Below are 20,068 nucleotides of genomic sequence, written 5' to 3'. Positions count from 1 at the left end.
TACCTGCACACCAATGCTGCAGGTGAAAACCATCGATGACATTTTATTTCTATTGCGGCCCCGCATGTGCAATAAGATTACTGAGGAACAGGGAAAAGAAGTTGGAGGACCCCTTATGGCTCGTATAGCTCTTGTGACCGGCGGATCGCGCGGTATTGGCGCAGCTATTTCAAAAGCGCTACAAGCGCAGGGCTGCCAGGTGGCTGCCACCTACGCAGGCAATGACGCCGCCGCCGCACAGTTCACCGAAGAGACCCGGATCAAGACCTACAAGTGGGACGTGGCCAACTACGAGGAAAGCAAGGCCGGCATTGCGCAGGTCGAAGCGGACTTGGGCCCAATTGATATCGTCGTCGCCAATGCGGGCATTACGCGTGATGCACCGTTCCATCGAATGCAGCCCGAGCAATGGCAGCAGGTGATCGACACCAACCTGACCGGCGTATTCAATACGGTGCATCCGGTCTGGCCGGGCATGCGTGAACGCGGGTTCGGTCGTGTCATCGTGATATCGTCGATCAACGGCCAGAAGGGGCAATTCGCTCAGGTCAACTACGCCGCAACCAAGGCAGGTGACCTTGGCATTGTGCGTTCTCTGGCTCAGGAAGGCGCGGCCAAGGGCATTACCGCCAATGCCGTCTGCCCCGGATACATCGCCACCGAAATGGTGATGGCAGTGCCGGAAAAAGTGCGCGAATCGATCATCGGGCAGATCCCGGCGGGGCGGTTGGGCGAACCCGAAGAAATCGCCCGTTGCGTGGCCTTCCTTGCCTCTGACGACGCGTCTTTCATCAATGGCTCGACGATCTCTGCCAACGGCGCCCAGTTTTTCGCCTGACACATCTATTCGCCTGACACATCGCTGATCCGGCACCCTCAGAGACAAACAGCAAGGGCCGATCTGAACAGACCGGCCCTTTTTGTAATCCCGTAAGTGCCTTGCGCGCTCAGGCCCAGCGGGAAACCCTCAGATCCGGCGTCTCGACACGGCGGCGGGCAAACATCCAGCTGAAGAAGACCCGCAGCACCTGCGCACGCTCTTCGTGGGCGCGGGCGAGGCCCCGTTTCACGTCGGCTGTTGCAGTATATTCAAGCATCCTGGCCACCTTTCAGTTTAGCGCCTCTGATCTGATGCCAATATGCGCTTTTGGCTGGATATCGACAAACGAGACTTTTCACGCCTTCAGTTAAGTATTACTTGTGTGACGATGCCAGAACGCCTCCCCCCTCTTACCGCCTTGCGCGCCTTTGACGCGGCTGCACGCCACATGTCTTTTGCCAAGGCCGCAGAAGAGTTGAACGTGACGCCCGCCGCCCTGTCGTTCCAGATCAAGTCGCTCGAAGAACATCTTGGTGCGCCGCTGTTTCGCCGCCTGAACCGGGCCGTTGAGCTGACCGAAGCGGGGACAGCCCTGGCCCCAGGTGCAAAGGATGGATTTCGGGCATTGAGTGCCGCCTGGCAACAAGCGCGCCGGGTCCTCGACACGACCTCGCTGACGGTAACGGCAGGCCCGGCCCTCACGGCGAAATGGCTCGCGCCCCGGCTCTATGATTTTGCGCGCAGCCACCCGGAGATTGACCTGCGTTTCTCGGCGACGTTGCGCAACGTGGATCTGCAACGGGATGGCGTGGATGTCGCGATCCGCTTTGGCTATGGCAGTGATGAGGGTCTGGTGTCCCTCCCCGCCCGCGCCGAGTGGCTGACACCGGTGATGACCCCGGATCTATCTGCTCAATACCCGACGCCGGAAAGCCTGCGCGCGGCACCGCTGATTTATGACGATTCGATCTCCTTCCTGTCGCCTCCCTGTGATTGGCCGGCCTGGTTCAAAGCAATGGGATTGGAGTTCACCCCCGGGTCTGGCACCCATTTTTCCAACGCAGACCACGCCATCGATGCCGCCTGTGCGGGCCTCGGTGTCGCCCTGGGACGGCGACCAATGATCATCAAAGATGTGCAGGAAGGCCGCCTTGTCGCGCCCTTTAAAACTGCAATCGAAACTGAGGCACGATTCCGGTTCCTGTGCCTGCCCGGCAGCGAGGCGCGGCCGCAGATCAAGGCCTTTCGCGAGTGGTTCTTTGCCGAGATCGAAAAGACAGCACATATGTGGGACGACTTCGAAATCATTCCCGTTCAGAATCTGTAGCGGCGCGGACCACGGCCTCGGACCGGTGCTCAGGAGCGCTTCGATCACGGCCCATATATGAAAAGAGGCCCTGCGCCATGCAGAGCCTCGTTCAATCAGGTTTTTCATTGCCTCAGGATGGTGCTCCGGATGGTGCGGAGGCGCCCTCCGGCTTGGCATCGGTGGGGCGACATCGGTGGCGCGGTATCAGTCAGGTGGCCGCTCAGGCCGGCCCGTGCATTCGCCATTTTCAAGACTGCGTCAGCCCCAGTGTTCCGGACTGTGGCAGCCCTTCGTGGTCAGGACTGCGGCAGGCGCGCGATTTCAGGAATGCGTCAGCCGTTCGATTTCGTCCTTCAGACGCAGCTTTTCCTTTTTGAGGGATTTGATGTGCATTCGGTCCGTAGCCGGGGAGCGCTCTTCCCGTTCGACTGTGAAACTCAGGTGCTCGTGCTTCTTCTTCAATTCGGTAAGATGCGAGCTCATGCTCATGTCATTCCTCCTTCTTCAAAGCTTGATGCGATCAACATAGTGATTGGAGCACAGCCACTTCAACCTGTCACGCTGCAGTCGCATAGTTTCTGCAGGTTCTTTCCTGCAAATTGGATCTTTTGGCCATTTCCCGCCGGTGGCGGCGTCGAGACAGGCGACATGAGGACGGCGCGACCGCCACTTTCGCAAAGGCAGCGCAAAGCGCCATCTCCACAGGCAGCTTGCCCCACCTGCTTCGCCAAAGCGGCGGATCAGAGTTTGGGCCAGGGCAGCGCGGCGCCCGCGCGCAAAACGGCGCGCACGGCAGGGCTGTAATCGTCCGTACAATCGCTGCTGTGGCTGTCTCCGTGATGCATGACCAGCGGCGCGTGCAACCGGAATGCTGCTCGCCCCCCCTTGCGCGCCCGCAGAATGACAAGCTCGGCCGCGCGTCCCGTTCTGGGCGCAAGCGGCATCACCTCGACCGAGCCCAGACGGCGCGCGGCGGCATTCATCATTTCCGGAAGCCGATCCGCCCGCTGTATCATGTGCAGGTAGCCCTTCGGCGCCAATCGGCGAGCGGCGATGTCGATCCACAGCTCCAATGGCGTTCCCTCGCCAAGCGCGGTGCGGCGGCCCGCGTCCTGCGCCTGACTATGGGCACCGGCGCGGTAATAGGGCGGGTTGGCAATCACGTGATCAAAGCTCTGCCTGCGGAGCTCGTCGGGGAGATTGGCGAGATCGGCAGTCCAGATCGTCGCATCAAAGCCATTCGCTGCGGCATTTTGGCGCGCCAGATCGGCATATGGCGCCTGCAATTCAACGCCGGTCAGGGACAGATCTGCCACCCGTGCCCCAAGGCACAGCATGGCTTGTCCCGCACCGCAGCCCAACTCCAGCACCCGTTGCCCGGGCCGCGCATTGGCAGCAGCCGCCAGCAAGACCGGATCAACCCCGGCGCGGTATCCTTTTCGCGGCTGCAATAACGTGATGCGGCCGCCGAGAAACCCGTCCTGGCTCAGCGTCTCGGGGGGGAACTGCGCGCCATCCGGATCAGCCATGATCCGAGACCGGCAGATCATTATCCTGCATCGCCCGGCGCGCCGCGGCCAGATCATCCGCATGCACCAGCAGACGACGCGGAAATATTCCGATCCCACCTTCCAGCACGCTCATATTTACGTCCATTTCAAAGCAGTCTATACCCTCCCCGTTAAGAAGGGCGGAGGCAAAGGCGAGGATCGTCGGGTCGTTGCTACGCAGAAGTTCCTTCATATACACGGATCTAAGGGCAAGACCGGGGTCTTGTCGAGCCTTGCAGTCGGGAATGTGATGAACCAGGTGATGACGCAGAAGCCCCATGAAATGCTGGCCGCGACCCTTGCGGATGAGCTGGAGGCAGTGAACCTTCTGATCCGCGAGCGGATGGCCTCTGAACACGCGCCCCGCATCCCCGAGGTGACCGCCCATCTGGTGGAGGCCGGGGGCAAGCGCCTGCGGCCGATGCTGACGCTCGCAGCTGCCCGGATGTGTGGATATACCGGCGAACATCACCTAAAACTCGCCGCCACAGTCGAATTCATTCATACCGCCACCCTGCTGCATGATGATGTGGTGGATGAGAGCAACCAACGGCGGGGCAGGCCGACGGCAAATTTGTTGTGGGACAACAAAAGCTCCGTGCTTGTTGGCGACTATCTCTTTGCCCGCAGTTTCCAGTTGATGGTGGATACCGACAATATGCGGGTGCTGGACATCCTGGCCAATGCCTCTGCCACCATTGCAGAAGGCGAAGTGCTGCAAATGACCGCCGCCACCGATCTGCGCACCACCGAAGAGATCTACCTGCAGGTGGTCCGTGGCAAGACTGCGGCGCTGTTTTCTGCAGCGACCCAGGTGGGGGGTGTCATTGCCGCCGCCGAAGAGCAGCAGGTCAAAGCCCTGTTTGACTATGGGGATGCGCTCGGGATCGCGTTTCAGATCGCCGATGATCTGCTGGATTATCAGGGCGATGCGGCCCAAACCGGCAAGAACGTCGGCGATGATTTCCGCGAGCGCAAGCTGACGCTCCCGGTCATCAAGGCGGTCGCGCAGGCAACCGATGAGGAGCGCGCCTTTTGGGTCCGCACCATCGAAAAGGGTCGGCAGCAAGACGGCGATCTGGAGCACGCGCTGGCTCTGATGGCGAAATACGCCGCTCTGGACGCGACCCGCGCCGATGCCTTCCGCTGGGCCGCCAAGGCCAAAGCCACGCTCGACGCCCTTCCCGACCATCCGATCCGCACGCTGTTGATCGAGCTGGCAGATTACGTGGTGTCCCGCCTCAACTGAGGCCGGGCAAGATCACGACACCGGGTCCCGCTATGCGGGCCTCATGTCAATTCGGTTGCGACACACCACCAGTCGGGCTGGGCGGTTCCGATCTCATAGGCGGCGAAATGGGCCGCCTTGAGGCTGGGGTAGAGCGCGAAACAGGTTGATCCGGACCCGGACATCCGGGCCATCAGCACGTCGCGGGTGCCACGCAGATCCGACAGCACCCGCGCGATCTGCGGCGCCACCTTGATGGCCGGTGGCTCCAGATCGTTGCGCTGTGTCCGCAACCACTGTGCACAATCTTCCGGACTGCGAAAGGCGGGCAGGCTTTCGGGCATGGCGGCATTGTCTGCTGTACCGAGCGATGAAAACACCGCTCCAGTCGGCACCGCGACCCCGGGATTGACCAAAAGAGCGGGCAGTTTGGGCACCGCGCAGGCCGTGATCTCTTCGCCGATCCCACGCATTCTTGAGGCCCGCGCAGCCAGGCAGACCGGCACATCAGCCCCCAGCGACAGAGGCAACGCCTCGGGGATCGCGGCCCCCTCGTCGATCATGGCACGCAGCAAGGCGGCCGCATCCGAGGACCCCCCTCCGATGCCTGCGCCATGCGGCAGCCGCTTGTCGAGATCAATATGCCCCTGCCAGCCGGCTCCCTCTGCCGCCTGCCAGACAAGATTGCGCGCATCCGTTGGAACCCCCCCGGCGAATAGGCCCGTGACCTCCAGCGACAGGCCGGCACCGGGCGTCATCCGCAGCCGGTCCCCGATGGAGGCAAAGGCCACCAGACTGTCCAACAGATGATACCCGTCGTCCCGGCGTCCGGTCACATGTAGGGTCAGGTTGATCTTGGCCGGGGCAAAGATCTCAGCTGTCGTCATTGGCGACCTTCAGCGGCGGGGCCCCCTCCTCGGACAAAACCAGGTCCAGTCCGACGTCCAGTTTACGGCGGATCCGAACCGGGTCCGCCTCGGCATCGGTATCTTCGGGGTCGACAAAGGACAGCGCCCGTTTCCACTGGAACTCGGCTTCCAGACGGCGGCCGACCGCCCAATAGACATCGCCGAGGTGATCGTTGACCACCGGATCGACCGGCATCAGCTCGACCGCGCGCTCCATATGTCCGACAGCGTCATCATAGCGGCCCAGCCGGTACAGAACCCAGCCGAGCGAATCAACGATATAGCCGCTTTCCGGGCGGGCGCTGACGGCGCGTTCGATCATCGCCAGCGCTTCGTCCAGCTTTTCTTCGCGCTCAACCAGTGAATACCCAAGGTAGTTCAGCACCTGCGGCTGATCCGGATCAATCACAAGCGCGGCCCGGAAATCAGCCTCTGCGGCCTCCCAGTTCTTCAATCTCTCGTTGCAGATGCCGCGGGCGTAGAGCAGGAACCAGCGATTTTGCGCATCCGGCTCGCTCAGATCCAGCGCCCGATTGTAGGCAGCAACAGCACCTGTATAATCTTCCTGCTGGCGCATCAGATCCCCCAGATCCACATGCACCGCCAGATGCTCGGGGAAATCGCGCGCCAGCTGCTCCAGAACCTCTGCCGCCGCCTGAGGATTGGCGGCCCGGCGCAGCGCCTCGGCCCGGCCCAATTCGGCCGCGTGGAAGTCAGGATGGTCGCGCGGAACCTGTTTATACGTGGCAATCGACAGCTGATACCGGCCCAGTTGATCCAAGAGGCCCGCGCTCAGCAGGACAGCATCGATATGATCCGGGCTCAGCACCGATGCCATACGGGCATACATCAGCACATAGTCATTCGCCGCCTCTCCGGACAGCGCTTGCCCGAGGCTGTAGAACACCTCCGCCATACCTGCGCGCGGACTGGCTGCGACGGTGAAAGGCGTCGCCTCACCCGCAGACAGGCGGTCCGCCAGATCGGTCAGGGCCGGGTCAAACCCCGCTCCGAAACTGTCCACCAGAACCGTCAGGGCCGCGTCATTCTGCCCGAGCTGAGACAGGATCTGCACACGGGCAATAGCGGCGCGGCGGGAAGAGCGGCCCAGCTGACCGCCATTGGCCGAAAACAGCGCCTCCGCCCCCTCATAGTCACCCACCGAGGCCAGCGCCAAGGCCTTGTGATAGGTCGCAAAGAACTGCAACCCGTCCTGTTTCGCCACCTGGTCGAATTGCTGAAGCGCCTGAGACACCGCGCCCTGCCCCATATAGGCCCAGGCATTCAGCAGACCGTCAACCAGCGGGCTGATCTCGAATTGCGCGACATCCCGGCTCAGCAGGGCGTCATAATCGTCCTGCAGCGCAAAATTTCCCGCCATGACGATATTGGCAACCTGGCTCCGTGCGCCCTGTTCCCACATCCGCTGCGCGACCGGCAGGGCCGCCCTGACCTCGCCCAGCGCCAACTGCGCATAAAGCAGGTTTTCCATCAGCGTCGCGTTTTGGGAATCCCGCACCAGCGCCCGGGTATAATACTGCGCCGAGGCGGCGAAATCATTGTCGTAGGTCGCAGCACGCCCCGCGAGATAGGCACCGGCCAGCCCCTCCGCCAGGGCCACGGGGCCAGTGGCCATAAACAGCGCCGCCGCGCAGGTCAGAGTCCGGAGATAGGAAACGGGCACGAGGGTACTCCCCAGCAAGGTCGGAAAAAGGTCTGTCACAGTCTGGCTGAGAGCCTAGCCCCCAGACCTGCAAACCGCAATGGGGCGCCCCGAAAGGCGCCCCGTCAATTTGGCCATATTCGCAGCTCTGCCCGCCCGAAGGCGATTTTCGCGCCTACATGTTGCCGTAGTTGGGACCGTCGCCGCCCTGAGGTGTGGTCCAGGTGATATTCTGCGAAGGATCTTTGATATCGCAGGTCTTGCAGTGGACGCAGTTCTGAAAGTTCACCACGAACTCGGGCGCGCCGTTCTTTTCCACCACTTCGTAGACACCCGCGGGGCAGTATCGCTGCGCCGGTTCGTCGAATTGGGGCAGGTTGACCGAGATCGGCACATCCTTGTTGCCCAGACGCAAATGGCAGGGCTGGCTTTCTTCGTGGTTGGTCGCGGCAAAGGACACGTTGGTCAGCCGGTCAAAGGACAAGACCCCATCGGGTTTCGGATACTCGATCGGCGCATGCTGATCCGCGGGCTCGGTGGATTCAGCGTCGTTCTTGCCATGCCCAAGGGTCCCGAAGAGCGAGAAGCCGAACAGCGTGTTGGTCCACATGTCGAGGCCACCGAAGGCCAATGAGGCCACGAGCCCCCATTTGGACCACATTGGTTTGACGTTGCGCACCAGTTTGAGATCCTTGCCGATGGCCCCTTCGCGGACCTCGGATTCATAATCCGTCAGCTCATCCGATGTGCGCCCCGCCTGTATTGCCCGGTAGGCGGCCTCGGCCGCAGCTTTGCCCGACAGCATGGCGTTGTGGTTGCCCTTGATGCGGGGCACGTTGACCATGCCCGCAGAACAGCCCAGCAGCGCCCCGCCCGGAAAGGTCAGCTTGGGCATCGACTGATAGCCACCTTCGGTAATCGCCCGCGCGCCATAGGCGACGCGTTTGCCGCCCTTCAGCAGGTCGGCGACCATCGGGTGGTGCTTGAACCGCTGGAATTCCATATAGGGGTAGAGATGCGGGTTCTTGTAGTTCAGATGCACCACGAACCCCACATAGACCTGATTGTTTTCAAGGTGGTAGATAAATGACCCGCCACCCGCGTTGGCGTTGAGAGGCCAGCCCATCGTATGGGTGACAGAGCCTTCCTTGTGCTTGGCCGGATCGATCTCCCAGATCTCTTTCATGCCGACGCCGTATTTCTGCACTTCCTTGCCGTCTGACAGACCGTATTTCGCGATCACCTCCTTGGACAGGGAGCCCCGCACCCCTTCGGACAGGAAGACATATTTGCCATGCAGCTCCATCCCCGGCTCGGTGTCCGGACCGTAGGATCCGTCCTCTTCCAGGCCAAAGACACCGGCCACCACGCCTTTGACTTCGCCGTGATCGCCATAGACCAGCTCGGAACAGGCCATGCCCGGGAAGATCTCGACCCCCAGCTCCTCGGCCTGCTCGGCCATCCACCGGCAAACGTTGCCCATGGACACGATGTAGTTGCCGTGGTTGTTCATCAAAGGCGGCATCGGCGCATTCGGGATGCGGATTTCGCCCGCCTCGCCCAGCATATAGAACTTGTCGTCCTTGACCGGCACATTCAGCGGCGCGCCTTTTTCCTTCCAGTCCGGCATCAGCGCGTCCAACCCGCAGGGGTCCAATACCGCCCCCGACAGGATATGTGCGCCCACCTCTGACCCTTTTTCCAGGACCACGACCTGAAGGTCAGCATCCAGCTGCTTCAGGCGGATTGCGGCCGACAGTCCGGCCGGGCCGGCTCCGACGATCACAACGTCGTATTCCATTGCTTCACGTTCAATATCGGCCATTCGAGGTGCTCCTTGGCTATCGTGTGGACCCGCGCGTCAGGTCCCTGGCTATTTGGCGCAAATGAAATGCGCATGCGGATGAGCGCAACATTCTTGCGCGGTTGCTTAGCTGGTGCAGCATGGAGAGGTCAATCCATACCCTACGTAGGTTCCCAGACAGAACCGAAAATGCGACAGGCAACCTGCGGTTTTCGCCATCTGAGGCGCGAATAACGGCGCGTATCGACAGAGGTGTCAAGTGCCGGGACTGTCGCCCATCAAATACCGTGGCCCCTGTCCCTTTTTTGCGGCCCGATCCCCCGCATTGTAGAGCGCACAGGACGGCAGTGACAGGCATCCGCAGCCAATGCAGCCATCCAGATCGTTGCGCAGTTTTTCCAACGTCGCGATTCGGGCATCCAGATGCACGCGGAACCCTTCGGACAGACGCGCCCAATCCTCTTTGGTCGGCGTTCGGTTGCCGGGCAGGCTGCTCAGCTGTTCGCGGATTTCCGGCAGGGTGAAGCCGAACTTCTGCGCGATCATCACGAAACTGAGGCGACGGAGGTCCGCTCGGTGAAACCTGCGTTGACCGCCGGCATTGCGCCAGGGCTCCAACAGGCCCTGTGCCTCGTAATAGCGGATGGCCGAGACCGCCAGTCCCGTCCGCTCTGCCAGATAGCCAATCGACAATCCATGTGATGACGCCACGCAATCCCCCTCGCCCGACAGGGCGTTGCAAAGTGCAAAAAATAGCTTGAGCTCAAGTTAGGTTTAGAAATTACGCTCCCCTCAGGCAAGATAAAAGGAGCCCTGACATGACTGCTATTCTCGAACATGCGAATCTTTGCGTCTCTGACCCCGACAGAACTGCTGCCTGGATGGAAAAGATCTTTGGCTGGCGCCTCCGCTGGCAGGGGCCTGCGATCAATGGCGGCTACTCCGTGCACGTGGGCAACAAGGACAGCTATATCGCACTCTACGCCCCTGCCAGACCGCTGGCCGATCCATCCCCGCCCTACTCGGCCAAAGGCGCGCTGAACCATATCGCCCTGATCGTGGAAGATCTCGATCGCGCCGAAACAGCGGTAAAGGAGGCCGGTTTCACGCCAATGAACCACGGCGATTACGAACCCGGCCGACGCTTTTATTTCCGGGATGAGAACCTCGTGGAATACGAGTTGGTGCAATATGATTGAGGTGATGTTGCGGGTGGCATACCCATGGCATCTGACCCGCGATTTCGGATACCATCGACTGAACCACGCGCGGTTCAGATCATCGCTGATCCCATCTGCACCACGCCCCCGGAGACACAGGTGACCCTGTGAAACACAGGCGACAGGCAGCAAAACCTCGCGGATCACACCTAGCCCCCTTGCAATTACGTCCGCGATTGGGTCTGGTAACTGCCAACACGACGGCTCGCCCCGCTGCTCTCCGCGGCGGGGCGGCGGCGTTCAATAGACCCGAGCAAACAAAAAACGACCAGACGAAAGCGGACAAGACCATGGACAAGATCCCGATGACGCCCGCGGGCTTTCAGGCCCTGGGAGCAGAACTGAAGACCCTCAAGAGCGTGGAGCGCCCTGCCATCATCGCAGCCATCGCCGAGGCACGTGAACTGGGTGATCTGTCGGAAAACGCCGAATATCACTCCGCGCGTGAGAAACAGTCCTTCATCGAAGGCCGGATCAAGGAGCTCGAAGGCATCCTGTCGCTGGCTGATGTGATCGACCCGAAGAAACTGTCCGGCGCAATCAAGTTCGGTGCGCGTGTCACTGTCGTTGATGAAGACACCGAGGACGAGAAGACCTGGCAGATCGTCGGCGAGCATGAAGCCAACATCGAAGCCGGGTTGCTGAATGTGAAATCCCCCATCGCACGCGCCTTGATCGGCAAGGAAGAAGGCGACAGTGTAGAGGTGCGTACCCCGGGCGGCGAACGGTCCTACGAGATCCTCAAGATCATCTACGCCTGAGCAAAGCAATACGTTGCCAATGACATAGCGGGCAGAACATGACCAGCGACTCCACCGACAGGGACACATCGGCTGCCACCAGACAGACCGGTATGGCCTTGCCCGAGCTTGACAGCAGCGCACGCGCGCCCCTCGGGCTGCCCGAAGTCGTTGCGCTCGCGCTTGGCGCTCTCTGGGCGCTGGGGGTGGTTGCGTTCTATGTGCTGGCACCGCAGGCCGCGATGTCGAGCGAATGGAACGCGCCGCTGGTCCGGGTTCTGGCCGCGATGATGCCGGTTTTGATGCTGGTTGTGGCCGCGATCGCGCTGCGCGCCTCCCGTGTCATGCGGGAGGAAACCGAACGGCTGCACGCGGCGATCTCAAGCCTGCGCCACATGTATCTGGCCCACACCCAGGCCGCGGCTGTGGTGAGCGAACCCTCGGTCACAAAAAAGCTCGACGAAATAGCGGAAACGGCGCGCAAGACGGAAACCGTGCTGGCCACATTCCAGACCAGCCGGCGCAGCCCGGAACGGCTGGCGATACCGTCAAAGGCGATGGAAGCCGTGGCCGACCAGGGCACGTTGCAGCTTGGCACCCCGGCCGAGGATATGTCGCCACCGCTGTCCAACGAGCATTTCATCCGCGCGTTGAATTTCCCGGAAACATCCGAGGACGAAGAGGGGTTTGTCTCTCTGCGGCTGGCGCTCAAGGACCGGCACACGGCTCAGGTGATCCGCGCGGCGCAGGACGTCCTCACACTTCTCAGTCAGGAGGGGATCTATATGGATGATCTGCGTCCCGACCGAGCCAGGCCTGATATCTGGCGGCAATTTGCCCATGGCGCCAGAGGTCGGGCCGTGGCGGCACTCGGCGGCATCCGGGACCGCAGCTCGCTGGCGCTGTCCTCTGCGCGGATGAGACAGGATCCGATTTTTCGCGATTCCGCACATCATTTCCTGCGGCGCTTCGACCAGATGTTTACCCGGTTCGAAGCCGAGGCCTCTGATGCGGAAATCTCGGCCCTCAGCGATACACGCACGGCGCGCGCTTTCATGCTCTTGGGCCGCGTCGCAGGCACCTTCGACTAGCGCTTGGATCTCTTGCTCGGATCCCTTGGCCGACGGGGGGGAGCGCTCCCGCCCGTCATCGACGCCCGAAGGGCGCCTCTTCCCGTTGGGCCCGGCGCCCTTCGGGCGCTGGCGGAGGCCGGGTTCCTTCTGGGTCCCTTCTGGCAGGCGCAGACAGGGCGGCACATAGGGGGAGCGCATAGGGGGGGGCGCAGGGATGCAATCGCTGCTATTTTAGCCCGAAACTCGTGTAGGGAAAAAACCGGACGCTGTCCCCCGGTTCAATCTCCACGGCGCCGTCGGGCAACTCCACCAGCCCCTCGGCCCAACTCAGCCCGGAGATCCGGCCCGACCCTTCGGATGCGAAGACCTCTGCCCTGCCGTCCCGCACCCGGGCACGCAGATATTCCCGCCGTCCGGCCTTTTTGCGCTTGCGAAAGGCAGCAGGCAGGCTGAACCCCAATGGCTCCGACCAGCCTGCCCCGGCCATCAGCCCCATCGCCGGGCGCGCGAAGATCAGTGAACAGACCAGCGCCGCCACCGGATTTCCCGGCAACCCGAACACTGGTGTGTCCTGCCACATTCCCAAGGCCAGCGGGCGTCCGGGTTTCAATGCGATGCGCCACTGTTGCATCGCCCCGGCCTGCCGGAGCAGCGCCGAGACATGGTCCTCATCCCCGGCGGAGGCACCGCCGCTGGTCAGGATCACATCCGCCCGGCCTGCGGCCTCGTCCAGTGCCGTCCGCAGCGCGTCCCGGTCATCGCCAACCCGCCCCATATCGATGCCCGCAAAGCCGAATTCATCGATCAGACCAAGCAACATCGGTCGATTGGCATCAAAGATCTGTCCCGGCGCCGCGCCCTGCCCCGGCTCCACCAGCTCATCTCCGGTTGAAATCACCGCCACCCTGAGCCGTTTGCGCACGCACATCTGGTTCAGCCCTGTCGCAGCCGCCAGCGCCAGATCGGCAGGCGTCACGACCCGGGCAGCGCGCAGGATCACGTCCTGCGCCACCACATCCTCGCCCGCCTGCCTGGTGTTCGCTCCCGCCTTCAGGGGACCGTTGAAGGCGATCTGGGCGCCATCGCAGCGCACGTCTTCCTCAAGGATCACCGTATCGACCCCATCGGGCAAGGCCGCGCCCGTCAGAACCCGGATAGCAGCGCCCTCGGGCACGGCGAGATCATGGCGCACCCCGGCGGCCGCACGCCCCGGCACCAACGGCAGCACATGCGGCCCGGCAGGCCTGCCACCGGCAAAGCCATATCCATCCACCGCAGTATTGGGCAGGGGCGGATGCGAGCGCTGCGCCGCGACATCAACCGCCAGCACCCGGCCAAGCGCCGCGGACAACGGAACCATTTCGGTCCCGGTGACCACGTTCAGGCGATCCCGCAACAGAGCCAGCGCCTGGTCCACCGGCGTCCAGTTCACCCCCTGTGGCAGGGCAAAACAATCGTTGCTGAGCGGCGGCGGCGTCAGGGTCATAGGGTCGGCTCCACTCCGGGCATCCCGTCCGCCGATCTGCGACAGAGCTGCGCGGTCGATTTCAACGTCAGCTCTGCCACAAAGTCCCGAAGGAGGTCCAGTATCAACGCGGTCAAACCGCTGCGGCCGACCGCTCTGGCAGGCGGCCTCCTGCGGGGGTGAACACCGGATCCAAAGACCGGAACACCGGGCCGCGCGCTATATGTCGCCGCAGGTCCGGACGCTTTGGCCAACAGCAGCCCGGACAATCTGGCGACCGCAGTCAAAGATCCAGCTCGGCGGCAATGAACCCCGCAATTGCAGAGGTGTCGTTCAGATCGAAAACCGGCCGGTCCAGATCCAGCGGCGTATCGGTGGCCACGGCACGGATGCTCGGATCATCCGGCGCAATCAGGGGTTGGCCTGCCGCTGCGCGATGGGCTTCGATTTTCGGATGCGGTTCAAGCTTGAACCCCTCCACAAGGATCAGATCCACCGGCCGCATCCGCGCCAGCAAATCGGTCAGCGTCGGCTCGTCGGCGCCGCGCAGCTCCTGCATAATGGCCACCCGGTTTGGCGAGGCCAGAACCACTTCGGACGCACCGGACAGGCGGTGGCGAAAACTGTCGGTTCCAGGCTGATCCACATCGGTCGCATGGTGGGCGTGTTTCAGGGTCGAGACCGTCAGCCCCCGAGCGGTGAACTCCGCCACCAGACGCTCCATCAGACCGGTCTTGCCATTGTTTTTCCAGCCGGTCACCCCGTAGAGTTTCATTTGAGAAGCGCCTCCGCACGCGCCAGATCTTCGGGTGTATTGACGTTGAAAAACGGATCGAACGGTACGGCATCAAACGATGCCTCCCGCCCGTCGTGTGCGTCGGTCCACAGCACCACCTTGCGCAGCCCCCCCTCAAGCGCCGCGCGCAGATCCTCGCGCAGCGCAACCGGCCAGAGGCCAAACGTGGGATGGCGATTGGACCTGCCCCGCCTCTGTCCCGCCGCAGCGCCTTCCGATTTCAGCACCCCGCCCTCCCCCGCGCCTTTGGGCGTCGTGGCAAGGACCAGCGGATATCGCTGCCCCGCCGAGGCGGCCAGCAGCCGCTCGACCAGATCGCGAGGGAAAAACGGCGTGTCCGCAGCGGCGGTCACGATGGCGTCGGCGTCGTGTTCTGCCGCCCAGTCGAGCCCGGCCAGAACTCCGGCCAGCGGTCCTGCAAAGCCTTCGATGCTGTCCGCCACCACTGGCAGGCCGAGATGGGCAAACCGCGCCGCATCGCCATTCGCATTGAGCGCAAGCCCCGCAACCTGCGGCGACAGCCGGTCAGCGACCCTGGACAACAGGCTCTGCCCCCCAAGCATCAGCAGCCCCTTGTCGCCACCGCCCATGCGCGTGGCCAGCCCTCCGGCGAGGATCACTCCGAGAGGCTGCCTCATGACCGCTTTCCTTTGCCACAGGCGCTCGGCCTGGCGCAGCCAGGTCGCGCGCCGAGTGGGCCTCGATGGCCCCGAGGCGCGCCCCCGCCGCCGGTCATTGGGCGCCCTTTCGACGATGCTTCCTGTCTTCAGCGGGTAAACTCTCCGGGTCGATATCGCGCACCAGACGCTCATCCCCGGCCAGACAGACAAACCGTTGTCCCCGCATCCTGCCGATCAGCGTGAGACCGACCTGACGGGCGATCTCAACCCCCCAGGCGGTAAATCCTGACCGTGAAACCAGCACCGGAATGCCCATCATCGCCGTCTTTATCACCATTTCCGAGGTCAACCGCCCGGTGGTGTAGAGGATCTTGTCAGCGGCCTCCACCCCCTCGGAGAGCATCCAGCCCGCGATCTTGTCCACCGCATTGTGGCGCCCGACGTCTTCCATATAGACAAGCGGTTGAGCCCTGCGGCACAGAACCGTGCCGTGGATGGCCCCCGCCTCCAGATAGAGCGAAGGCGTGCGGTTGATCTCCGTCGCCAGCGCATAGAGCCAGCTGGCCCGCACCTCTGTCTGAGGCAGGGCCACCGCATCCAACCCCTCCATCATGTCACCAAAGACGGTCCCCACCGCACAGCCGGAGGTCCGTGTCTTTTTCTTCAGCTTCTCCTCATGCGAGGTTTCCACTTCGGTGCGCACCACCACCGTCTCCACCTCCTCGTCGTAATCGACGCGGGTGACCACATCGGTCGCGGACAACATGTTCTGGTTTTTCAGAAACCCCAGCGCAAGATACTCGGGATAATCACCGATGGTCATTGCGGTCACGATCTCCTGACGGTTCAGGTAAATCGTCAGCGGTCGCTCCTCGACCACCGAAATCCCGGTGCGCCGCCCAAGGTGATCGACGCCCGTCACTGCCCGCGTCAGCCGCGCATTGCCGGGATCAGGAGCGATCAGATAGCCGCCGGGTGTATCCAGTTTTGCCAATTGCCAAGCTCCTCCAACAGGCGTAGCCATGTTCTGAATAACCTAAGGCGCAGCCATGACAATCTCCACCGCGAAATCCGCCTTTTGGAAAGGCATCCGCGACAGTGCGCCTTTTGTTCTGGTCGCGGGTCCCTTTGGATTGCTGTTTGGCGTCCTCGCGGCAGAGGCAGGTTTGAACGTGGCAGAGGCCTTCGCGTTTTCGCTGGCCGTTTTTGCCGGATCCGCACAGTTCACCGCTCTGCAGCTGATGCAGGAACACACGCCGACGCTGATCGTATTGATCTCGGCGCTTGCGGTGAACCTCAGGGTGGCGATGTATTCGGCCTCTCTCACGCCCTATCTCGGCGACGCCCCCCTGTGGCAGCGCGCCTGCGCCGCCTATCTCACCGTAGATCAGGCCTATGCGCTCTCGATGGTGGAATTCGAGCGCCGCGACGACTGGGGCACGCGGGAGCGCATGGCGTATTTTTTCGGAACCAACGGGCTGGTGGCCCCGTTCTGGATGGCCGCGACGATCACCGGCGCTCTGGTCGGGGCGTCGATTCCCGAAAGCCTCGGGCTGGATTTCGTGTTGCCGATTGCGTTTCTTGCCATGATCGGCCCCATGCTGCGGACTCCGGCCCATGTCGTCGCCTGTTTCACGGCCTGCGCGGTGGCATTGCCGGCGGCACTGCTGCCCTATAACCTCGGGCTGATCGTGGCCGGGCTTGCCGGTATGATGGCCGGTGCCCAGGCGGAGCTGTGGCTGGCACAACGCGCCCCCCGAACGGAGGCATCCCAGAAATGAACGGCACTGAGACGGCGTTTGACACCCCCACACTCTGGACTGTCATCATAGGCCTCGCGATCGGATCCTACGCCCTGCGCTTTGCGTTCATCGGGCTGGTGGGGAATCGCGCCATGCCGGACTGGTTGATGCGCCATCTGCGGTACACTGCGGTCGCCGTCATTCCCGCCCTGGTGGCACCGCTGGTGGTCTGGCCCGCCCCCACAGCAGGAGAGCCGAGCCTGATCCACTTCACCGCGGCGGCGCTGACATTTGCGGTTGCCACGATCACCCGCAATGTCCTGTTTGCCATGGCCAGCGGGGCCTGCTGTCTCTGGGGGCTGATGTATCTGCTCGGCTAGATATCTGCAGTGCTGAACCTGCCGCGTCCGACACAATCTGACGCAAGCTGACAGACGCCAGCTGACACCTGTTTCCGCGCCACGCCAGGCAAAGATGGCGAGACAGCCCAAGGTCGCGACCGCCTCAGTATCCGCTACCGAGTCAGAGCGCGGGCGCCGTATTCAGGGCCGCGTTGCCGCCCGCCAGACCGGTTTCCAGATCGCCACTGTCGTTTTCATAGTATTTGTCGGTGACCACGCCCGGGATCTGCGCGAACTGTTCCTGCAGCTTGACCGGGTAATAGGTGACATCGATGTCTGAAAACCCCGGGATCTGCCGCAGGATCGACGATGTCGCATTGGCGCAGAGCGCTCCGGGCACACGCCCGTTCCCGGTCACCAGCTGATAGGCAAGCTGCGCCTGTTCGGCGCTGACGTCGACGCTCTGGGTCACCACGTGAAATGTCTCACGTGCATGGGCGCTGCGATAGGCCTGAAAAATGCGCGGTGAAATCCCATAGAGGACATCCTGCCGCTCCGGCACGATATCCGCATAAAACGACCCCGCAGGATCAAAGATAACCCGTTCGGAGGCATTCACCATCAGCGCAGTATGCCCCCCCTGACCGGTACGGTTGTTCACGACCGTGATCAGTGTCACCGACGGGCCGCCAGCATCGCGATATGCGACACGCGCCACCGTCTCCGGATCAGCGTCCGGGCGCTGTGGTGCCGCGCAGCCCGCAAGGATTGCGCAGAGCGCAAGGATCAGGATCGGGGTCCGCATGGGCGCGCTCCGGGGCTCGGGGAGAAATCAGTCGGGGAACGTCGCTCAGGTCGCGAAGATGGCGAGGAAAACCACAAAGACCAGCAGGAAAATACAAAACCGGGAAACGAAAGTCATGAAACCTTCGAAGGTCTGTTCCTGAACGGTGGTGTCCATGGTGCCGTGCTTGTGTTCAGCCATATCAGTGATCCTGTTCGCGTCTTGGTTCGCCGAGGTGATACTGGATTTCAAAAGCGCTGTCACCTCCCCTCTCGCTCTCTGGTTACCCCGAACTTGACCGTGGCCACAGAGGAAAGCCACAGAGGGCGGGCACAGGGGGCGGGCACAGGGGAAAGCCAGAGAAGAAAGCCCGCGAGGGAGCAGGCGCAAGTGAGACAACAACGGTTGCTGCGCTGCAAAGCCCCCGCTCGTGCCCTGGATCACACAGTCTCTTCCGGATCGGGGACCAGACCGTCGGAGACAAGGCGGAAACCGATGCGTTTGGCAGGTTCCTCCGGTTTCGGTTTTGCCATCGCGCGCAGGATCACGTTGAGCTGGCTCACGTGCTGGACCAGCTGCGTCCGGGCACCGCCCGAATCGCTGCCGTAGAAAGTCACGATATCCGGGTCGAAATAGCCCATGCCTTCGATGCGGAGCACGCCCGCGTCCCCGCCGGCAAACCCCATGGCGACCTCGTGTTCGCCGTCGAGCTGTTCTTCAAAGTTCTTGATGTAGAGGATCAACCGCTCATAGGCCCAGCGCGCCGGGCTCTTTTTCTCCGGCACCTTCTGCATCGGTCCGGGAACGTTTTTCAGCGCTGAAGGGGCATCCGGGTCGGTGTGCACCTCGTGGTGACAGGGCAGCGCCGCCGCCTCTGCCAGTTCGGCGCTGGTTGCGATCTTGTCGTCCATGACAGAACTCCTTGGGGCGTGTCAGTCCGGCACAGGGTGGCATTCTCAGCCGCGCTGGTAAACCCAGGCCTCATCCTGTGCACGCCGGGTCCGGGTAACCCGCCCGGTGCGGTAGAGATGGTTGACATGGGCGACGGCCTCAACCAGCGCAAGGCCGTATTCTCCGGGGCCGATCTGGCGCTTGAACAACGGCGAGAAACATTCGGCCGCGCTTTTGGGACTGTCCAGATGATCCAGAAGCCGCTCCAGCGCGCCGTGATGGTTGTCAATCAGCTGCCGCATCCGCAGCGGCAGCCGCGTGAACGGCAGCTTGTGGCCGCCAAGCGCCAGATGGTCCGGGCGCGCCAGTACCGAAAGACGCTCGCAGGCTTCCAGCCATTCTGCCAGCGGATCGGCTTCGGGCTCTGTCGCATAGACGCCAATGTTCGGGCTGATCGAGGACAGGACCTGATCGCCGGTCAGCACCAGGTTGTCATCCCGGCTCCAGAATGTTGCGTGTTCGGGGGCGTGGCCATTGCCCATATGCACATCCCAGTCGCGTCCCCCCATGCGCAGGACGTCGCCTTGCTGCACTCGCGTGAACCCCAAGGGCATCGGGTAGACCGTATCGGAGAAATTGAACGGCCGGTCCGCCTTGCGGGCCTCGTAGGTCGCCGGGTCCATGCCGGCACTGCGATAGTAGGCCAGGGTTTCCTCCGGCCAGCTGTCCTGCACATCCAGCGTCAGCATGCGGGCAAACAACCATGCGGTGCGGGTGGTGACCAGCTCTGCACCGTGTTCGGACTGAAACCAGCCGGCATTGCCGATGTGATCCGGATGGTGATGGGTGACCACCACGCGGCCCACGGGTTTGCCGCCCAATGGCCCGGCCATCAGCACCTCCCAGATCCGGCGCGTCTTGTTGGAGGACATGCCCGTATCGACTACGGTCCAGCTCTCTCCGTCGTCCAATGCATAGACATTGACGTGGTCGAGCTTCATCGGCAGCGGCAGCCGCATCCACAAGACCCCCTCAGCGACCTCTATCGCCTCGCCTTCCGCAGGTGGCTCCTCCCAGGGCGTGCGCGGCATGACATCAGCGACCGAGGACATCG

Annotated in this window: 24 protein-coding genes; 8 read left to right on the top strand and 16 right to left on the bottom strand. The window is 62.6% G+C overall.

The window, feature by feature from the left end:
- The first annotated feature begins 115 nt into the window (after positions 1 to 115).
- Positions 116 to 838 carry an acetoacetyl-CoA reductase gene (phbB, locus tag FGE21_RS03550; protein WP_139662064.1) on the top strand — a complete coding sequence of 241 codons (723 nt, stop codon included), beginning with the start codon at positions 116 to 118 and terminating at the stop codon, positions 836 to 838.
- A gap of 109 nt (positions 839 to 947) precedes the next feature.
- Here the strand turns inward: phbB and FGE21_RS20005 are convergent, their stop codons facing one another.
- Positions 948 to 1,097 (bottom strand): hypothetical protein, encoded by a 150-nt coding sequence (locus FGE21_RS20005; protein ID WP_176695353.1) that lies wholly within the window; start codon positions 1,095 to 1,097, stop codon positions 948 to 950.
- 111 nt (positions 1,098 to 1,208) lie between these two features.
- Between FGE21_RS20005 and FGE21_RS03545 the strand changes: the two genes are divergently transcribed.
- Positions 1,209 to 2,147 carry a transcriptional regulator GcvA gene (locus FGE21_RS03545; RefSeq protein WP_139661696.1) on the top strand — a complete coding sequence of 313 codons (939 nt, stop codon included), beginning with the start codon at positions 1,209 to 1,211 and terminating at the stop codon, positions 2,145 to 2,147.
- 303 nt (positions 2,148 to 2,450) lie between these two features.
- On the opposite strand, the gene FGE21_RS03540 is transcribed toward FGE21_RS03545, so the two are convergent.
- The 3 genes from FGE21_RS03540 to FGE21_RS03530 form a co-directional block, all read right to left on the bottom strand.
- Positions 2,451 to 2,618, bottom strand: a complete 168-nt coding sequence (locus tag FGE21_RS03540) for a YdcH family protein (protein WP_139661695.1) — start codon at positions 2,616 to 2,618, stop codon at positions 2,451 to 2,453.
- A gap of 251 nt (positions 2,619 to 2,869) precedes the next feature.
- Entirely contained in the window at positions 2,870 to 3,658 is a 789-nt protein-coding gene (locus FGE21_RS03535) for a tRNA1(Val) (adenine(37)-N6)-methyltransferase (protein ID WP_139661693.1), read from the bottom strand.
- Positions 3,651 to 3,872, bottom strand: coding sequence for a DUF2007 domain-containing protein (locus FGE21_RS03530; protein ID WP_139661691.1), 222 nt, complete (start codon positions 3,870 to 3,872; stop codon positions 3,651 to 3,653). The genes FGE21_RS03535 and FGE21_RS03530 overlap by 8 nt, the downstream gene beginning before the upstream one ends.
- Positions 3,873 to 3,929: 57 nt before the next feature.
- Between FGE21_RS03530 and FGE21_RS03525 the strand changes: the two genes are divergently transcribed.
- Positions 3,930 to 4,928, top strand: a complete 999-nt coding sequence (locus FGE21_RS03525; RefSeq protein ID WP_139662063.1) for a polyprenyl synthetase family protein — start codon at positions 3,930 to 3,932, stop codon at positions 4,926 to 4,928.
- Positions 4,929 to 4,969: 41 nt separating this feature from the next.
- Here the strand turns inward: FGE21_RS03525 and FGE21_RS03520 are convergent, their stop codons facing one another.
- The 4 genes from FGE21_RS03520 to soxR all read right to left on the bottom strand — a co-directional run bounded on the left by FGE21_RS03520 (position 4,970) and on the right by soxR (position 9,993).
- Entirely contained in the window at positions 4,970 to 5,794 is an 825-nt protein-coding gene (locus tag FGE21_RS03520; protein WP_139661689.1) for a 4-(cytidine 5'-diphospho)-2-C-methyl-D-erythritol kinase, read from the bottom strand.
- Positions 5,781 to 7,499, bottom strand: coding sequence for a tetratricopeptide repeat protein (locus FGE21_RS03515; RefSeq protein WP_139661688.1), 1,719 nt, complete (start codon positions 7,497 to 7,499; stop codon positions 5,781 to 5,783). The genes FGE21_RS03520 and FGE21_RS03515 overlap by 14 nt, the downstream gene beginning before the upstream one ends.
- A gap of 154 nt (positions 7,500 to 7,653) precedes the next feature.
- Positions 7,654 to 9,303, bottom strand: a complete 1,650-nt coding sequence (locus FGE21_RS03510; RefSeq protein WP_139661686.1) for an electron transfer flavoprotein-ubiquinone oxidoreductase — start codon at positions 9,301 to 9,303, stop codon at positions 7,654 to 7,656.
- 234 nt (positions 9,304 to 9,537) lie between these two features.
- On the bottom strand, positions 9,538 to 9,993 hold the full coding sequence (gene soxR / locus FGE21_RS03505; protein ID WP_139661684.1) for a redox-sensitive transcriptional activator SoxR: 456 nt from the start codon (positions 9,991 to 9,993) through the stop codon (positions 9,538 to 9,540).
- A 107-nt stretch (positions 9,994 to 10,100) separates the two neighbouring features.
- On the opposite strand from soxR, the gene FGE21_RS03500 reads away from it, so the two are divergent.
- From FGE21_RS03500 to FGE21_RS03490, 3 genes are all read left to right on the top strand, one after another.
- Positions 10,101 to 10,481 (top strand): VOC family protein, encoded by a 381-nt coding sequence (locus tag FGE21_RS03500; protein ID WP_139661683.1) that lies wholly within the window; start codon positions 10,101 to 10,103, stop codon positions 10,479 to 10,481.
- Positions 10,482 to 10,792: 311 nt separating this feature from the next.
- Positions 10,793 to 11,263 carry a transcription elongation factor GreA gene (greA, locus tag FGE21_RS03495; RefSeq protein ID WP_139661681.1) on the top strand — a complete coding sequence of 157 codons (471 nt, stop codon included), beginning with the start codon at positions 10,793 to 10,795 and terminating at the stop codon, positions 11,261 to 11,263.
- 38 nt (positions 11,264 to 11,301) lie between these two features.
- Entirely contained in the window at positions 11,302 to 12,333 is a 1,032-nt protein-coding gene (locus FGE21_RS03490) for a hypothetical protein (RefSeq protein ID WP_139661680.1), read from the top strand.
- 208 nt (positions 12,334 to 12,541) lie between these two features.
- Here FGE21_RS03490 and glp read toward each other — a convergent pair whose 3' ends face one another.
- The 4 genes from glp to FGE21_RS03470 all read right to left on the bottom strand — a co-directional run bounded on the left by glp (position 12,542) and on the right by FGE21_RS03470 (position 16,220).
- Complete coding sequence (gene glp, locus FGE21_RS03485) at positions 12,542 to 13,801, bottom strand: gephyrin-like molybdotransferase Glp (protein ID WP_139661678.1); 1,260 nt, start codon at positions 13,799 to 13,801, stop codon at positions 12,542 to 12,544.
- A 262-nt stretch (positions 13,802 to 14,063) separates the two neighbouring features.
- A complete protein-coding gene (gene mobB, locus FGE21_RS03480) occupies positions 14,064 to 14,555 on the bottom strand; it encodes a molybdopterin-guanine dinucleotide biosynthesis protein B (protein ID WP_139661676.1) in 492 nt (163 codons plus the stop codon).
- A complete protein-coding gene (mobA, locus tag FGE21_RS03475; RefSeq protein WP_139661675.1) occupies positions 14,552 to 15,214 on the bottom strand; it encodes a molybdenum cofactor guanylyltransferase MobA in 663 nt (220 codons plus the stop codon). The genes mobB and mobA overlap by 4 nt, the downstream gene beginning before the upstream one ends.
- Positions 15,215 to 15,308: 94 nt before the next feature.
- Complete coding sequence (locus FGE21_RS03470) at positions 15,309 to 16,220, bottom strand: formate dehydrogenase accessory sulfurtransferase FdhD (protein ID WP_176695352.1); 912 nt, start codon at positions 16,218 to 16,220, stop codon at positions 15,309 to 15,311.
- A gap of 25 nt (positions 16,221 to 16,245) precedes the next feature.
- Here FGE21_RS03470 and FGE21_RS03465 point away from each other — a divergent pair, with 25 nt between their 5' ends.
- Together FGE21_RS03465 and FGE21_RS03460 are read left to right on the top strand one after the other, a co-directional pair.
- Positions 16,246 to 16,977, top strand: a complete 732-nt coding sequence (locus tag FGE21_RS03465) for an AzlC family ABC transporter permease (protein WP_139661671.1) — start codon at positions 16,246 to 16,248, stop codon at positions 16,975 to 16,977.
- Complete coding sequence (locus tag FGE21_RS03460; RefSeq protein ID WP_139661669.1) at positions 16,974 to 17,318, top strand: AzlD domain-containing protein; 345 nt, start codon at positions 16,974 to 16,976, stop codon at positions 17,316 to 17,318. The genes FGE21_RS03465 and FGE21_RS03460 overlap by 4 nt, the downstream gene beginning before the upstream one ends.
- 142 nt (positions 17,319 to 17,460) lie before the next feature.
- On the opposite strand, the gene FGE21_RS03455 is transcribed toward FGE21_RS03460, so the two are convergent.
- The 4 genes from FGE21_RS03455 to FGE21_RS03440 form a co-directional block, all read right to left on the bottom strand.
- The gene (locus FGE21_RS03455) at positions 17,461 to 18,084 is read right to left on the bottom strand and encodes a hypothetical protein (RefSeq protein ID WP_139661668.1); all 624 of its coding nucleotides are present in this window, start codon (positions 18,082 to 18,084) and stop codon (positions 17,461 to 17,463) included.
- Positions 18,085 to 18,129: 45 nt separating this feature from the next.
- The gene (locus FGE21_RS03450) at positions 18,130 to 18,264 is read right to left on the bottom strand and encodes an aa3-type cytochrome c oxidase subunit IV (protein WP_139661666.1); all 135 of its coding nucleotides are present in this window, start codon (positions 18,262 to 18,264) and stop codon (positions 18,130 to 18,132) included.
- A 239-nt stretch (positions 18,265 to 18,503) separates the two neighbouring features.
- A complete protein-coding gene (locus FGE21_RS03445) occupies positions 18,504 to 18,974 on the bottom strand; it encodes a DUF6173 family protein (protein ID WP_139661664.1) in 471 nt (156 codons plus the stop codon).
- 45 nt (positions 18,975 to 19,019) lie between these two features.
- Entirely contained in the window at positions 19,020 to 20,066 is a 1,047-nt protein-coding gene (locus FGE21_RS03440; RefSeq protein WP_139661663.1) for an MBL fold metallo-hydrolase, read from the bottom strand.
- Between the last annotated feature and the right edge of the window lie 2 nt (positions 20,067 to 20,068).

The organism is Phaeobacter sp. B1627 (assembly GCF_006265095.1).
Lineage (GTDB): Bacteria > Pseudomonadota > Alphaproteobacteria > Rhodobacterales > Rhodobacteraceae > Epibacterium.
Note: the sequence above shows the minus strand (reverse complement) of the source record. Positions and strands in the feature narration are given on the sequence as shown.

Bases quoted from the DNA above. Each gene is read 5' to 3' on its own strand.
- phbB (WP_139662064.1), top strand. From the start codon at position 116: ATGGCTCGTATAGCTCTTGTGACCGGCGGATCGCGCGGTATTGGCGCA.
- FGE21_RS20005 (WP_176695353.1), bottom strand. From the start codon at position 1,097: ATGCTTGAATATACTGCAACAGCCGACGTGAAACGGGGCCTCGCCCGC.
- FGE21_RS03545 (WP_139661696.1), top strand. From the start codon at position 1,209: ATGCCAGAACGCCTCCCCCCTCTTACCGCCTTGCGCGCCTTTGACGCG.
- FGE21_RS03540 (WP_139661695.1), bottom strand. From the start codon at position 2,618: ATGAGCATGAGCTCGCATCTTACCGAATTGAAGAAGAAGCACGAGCAC.
- FGE21_RS03535 (WP_139661693.1), bottom strand. From the start codon at position 3,658: ATGGCTGATCCGGATGGCGCGCAGTTCCCCCCCGAGACGCTGAGCCAG.
- FGE21_RS03530 (WP_139661691.1), bottom strand. From the start codon at position 3,872: ATGAAGGAACTTCTGCGTAGCAACGACCCGACGATCCTCGCCTTTGCC.
- FGE21_RS03525 (WP_139662063.1), top strand. From the start codon at position 3,930: ATGAACCAGGTGATGACGCAGAAGCCCCATGAAATGCTGGCCGCGACC.
- FGE21_RS03520 (WP_139661689.1), bottom strand. From the start codon at position 5,794: ATGACGACAGCTGAGATCTTTGCCCCGGCCAAGATCAACCTGACCCTA.
- FGE21_RS03510 (WP_139661686.1), bottom strand. From the start codon at position 9,303: ATGGCCGATATTGAACGTGAAGCAATGGAATACGACGTTGTGATCGTC.
- FGE21_RS03500 (WP_139661683.1), top strand. From the start codon at position 10,101: ATGACTGCTATTCTCGAACATGCGAATCTTTGCGTCTCTGACCCCGAC.
- greA (WP_139661681.1), top strand. From the start codon at position 10,793: ATGGACAAGATCCCGATGACGCCCGCGGGCTTTCAGGCCCTGGGAGCA.
- FGE21_RS03490 (WP_139661680.1), top strand. From the start codon at position 11,302: ATGACCAGCGACTCCACCGACAGGGACACATCGGCTGCCACCAGACAG.
- glp (WP_139661678.1), bottom strand. From the start codon at position 13,801: ATGACCCTGACGCCGCCGCCGCTCAGCAACGATTGTTTTGCCCTGCCA.
- mobB (WP_139661676.1), bottom strand. From the start codon at position 14,555: ATGAAACTCTACGGGGTGACCGGCTGGAAAAACAATGGCAAGACCGGT.
- mobA (WP_139661675.1), bottom strand. From the start codon at position 15,214: ATGAGGCAGCCTCTCGGAGTGATCCTCGCCGGAGGGCTGGCCACGCGC.
- FGE21_RS03470 (WP_176695352.1), bottom strand. From the start codon at position 16,220: ATGGCTACGCCTGTTGGAGGAGCTTGGCAATTGGCAAAACTGGATACA.
- FGE21_RS03465 (WP_139661671.1), top strand. From the start codon at position 16,246: ATGACAATCTCCACCGCGAAATCCGCCTTTTGGAAAGGCATCCGCGAC.
- FGE21_RS03460 (WP_139661669.1), top strand. From the start codon at position 16,974: ATGAACGGCACTGAGACGGCGTTTGACACCCCCACACTCTGGACTGTC.
- FGE21_RS03455 (WP_139661668.1), bottom strand. From the start codon at position 18,084: ATGCGGACCCCGATCCTGATCCTTGCGCTCTGCGCAATCCTTGCGGGC.
- FGE21_RS03450 (WP_139661666.1), bottom strand. From the start codon at position 18,264: ATGGCTGAACACAAGCACGGCACCATGGACACCACCGTTCAGGAACAG.
- FGE21_RS03445 (WP_139661664.1), bottom strand. From the start codon at position 18,974: ATGGACGACAAGATCGCAACCAGCGCCGAACTGGCAGAGGCGGCGGCG.
- FGE21_RS03440 (WP_139661663.1), bottom strand. From the start codon at position 20,066: ATGTCCTCGGTCGCTGATGTCATGCCGCGCACGCCCTGGGAGGAGCCA.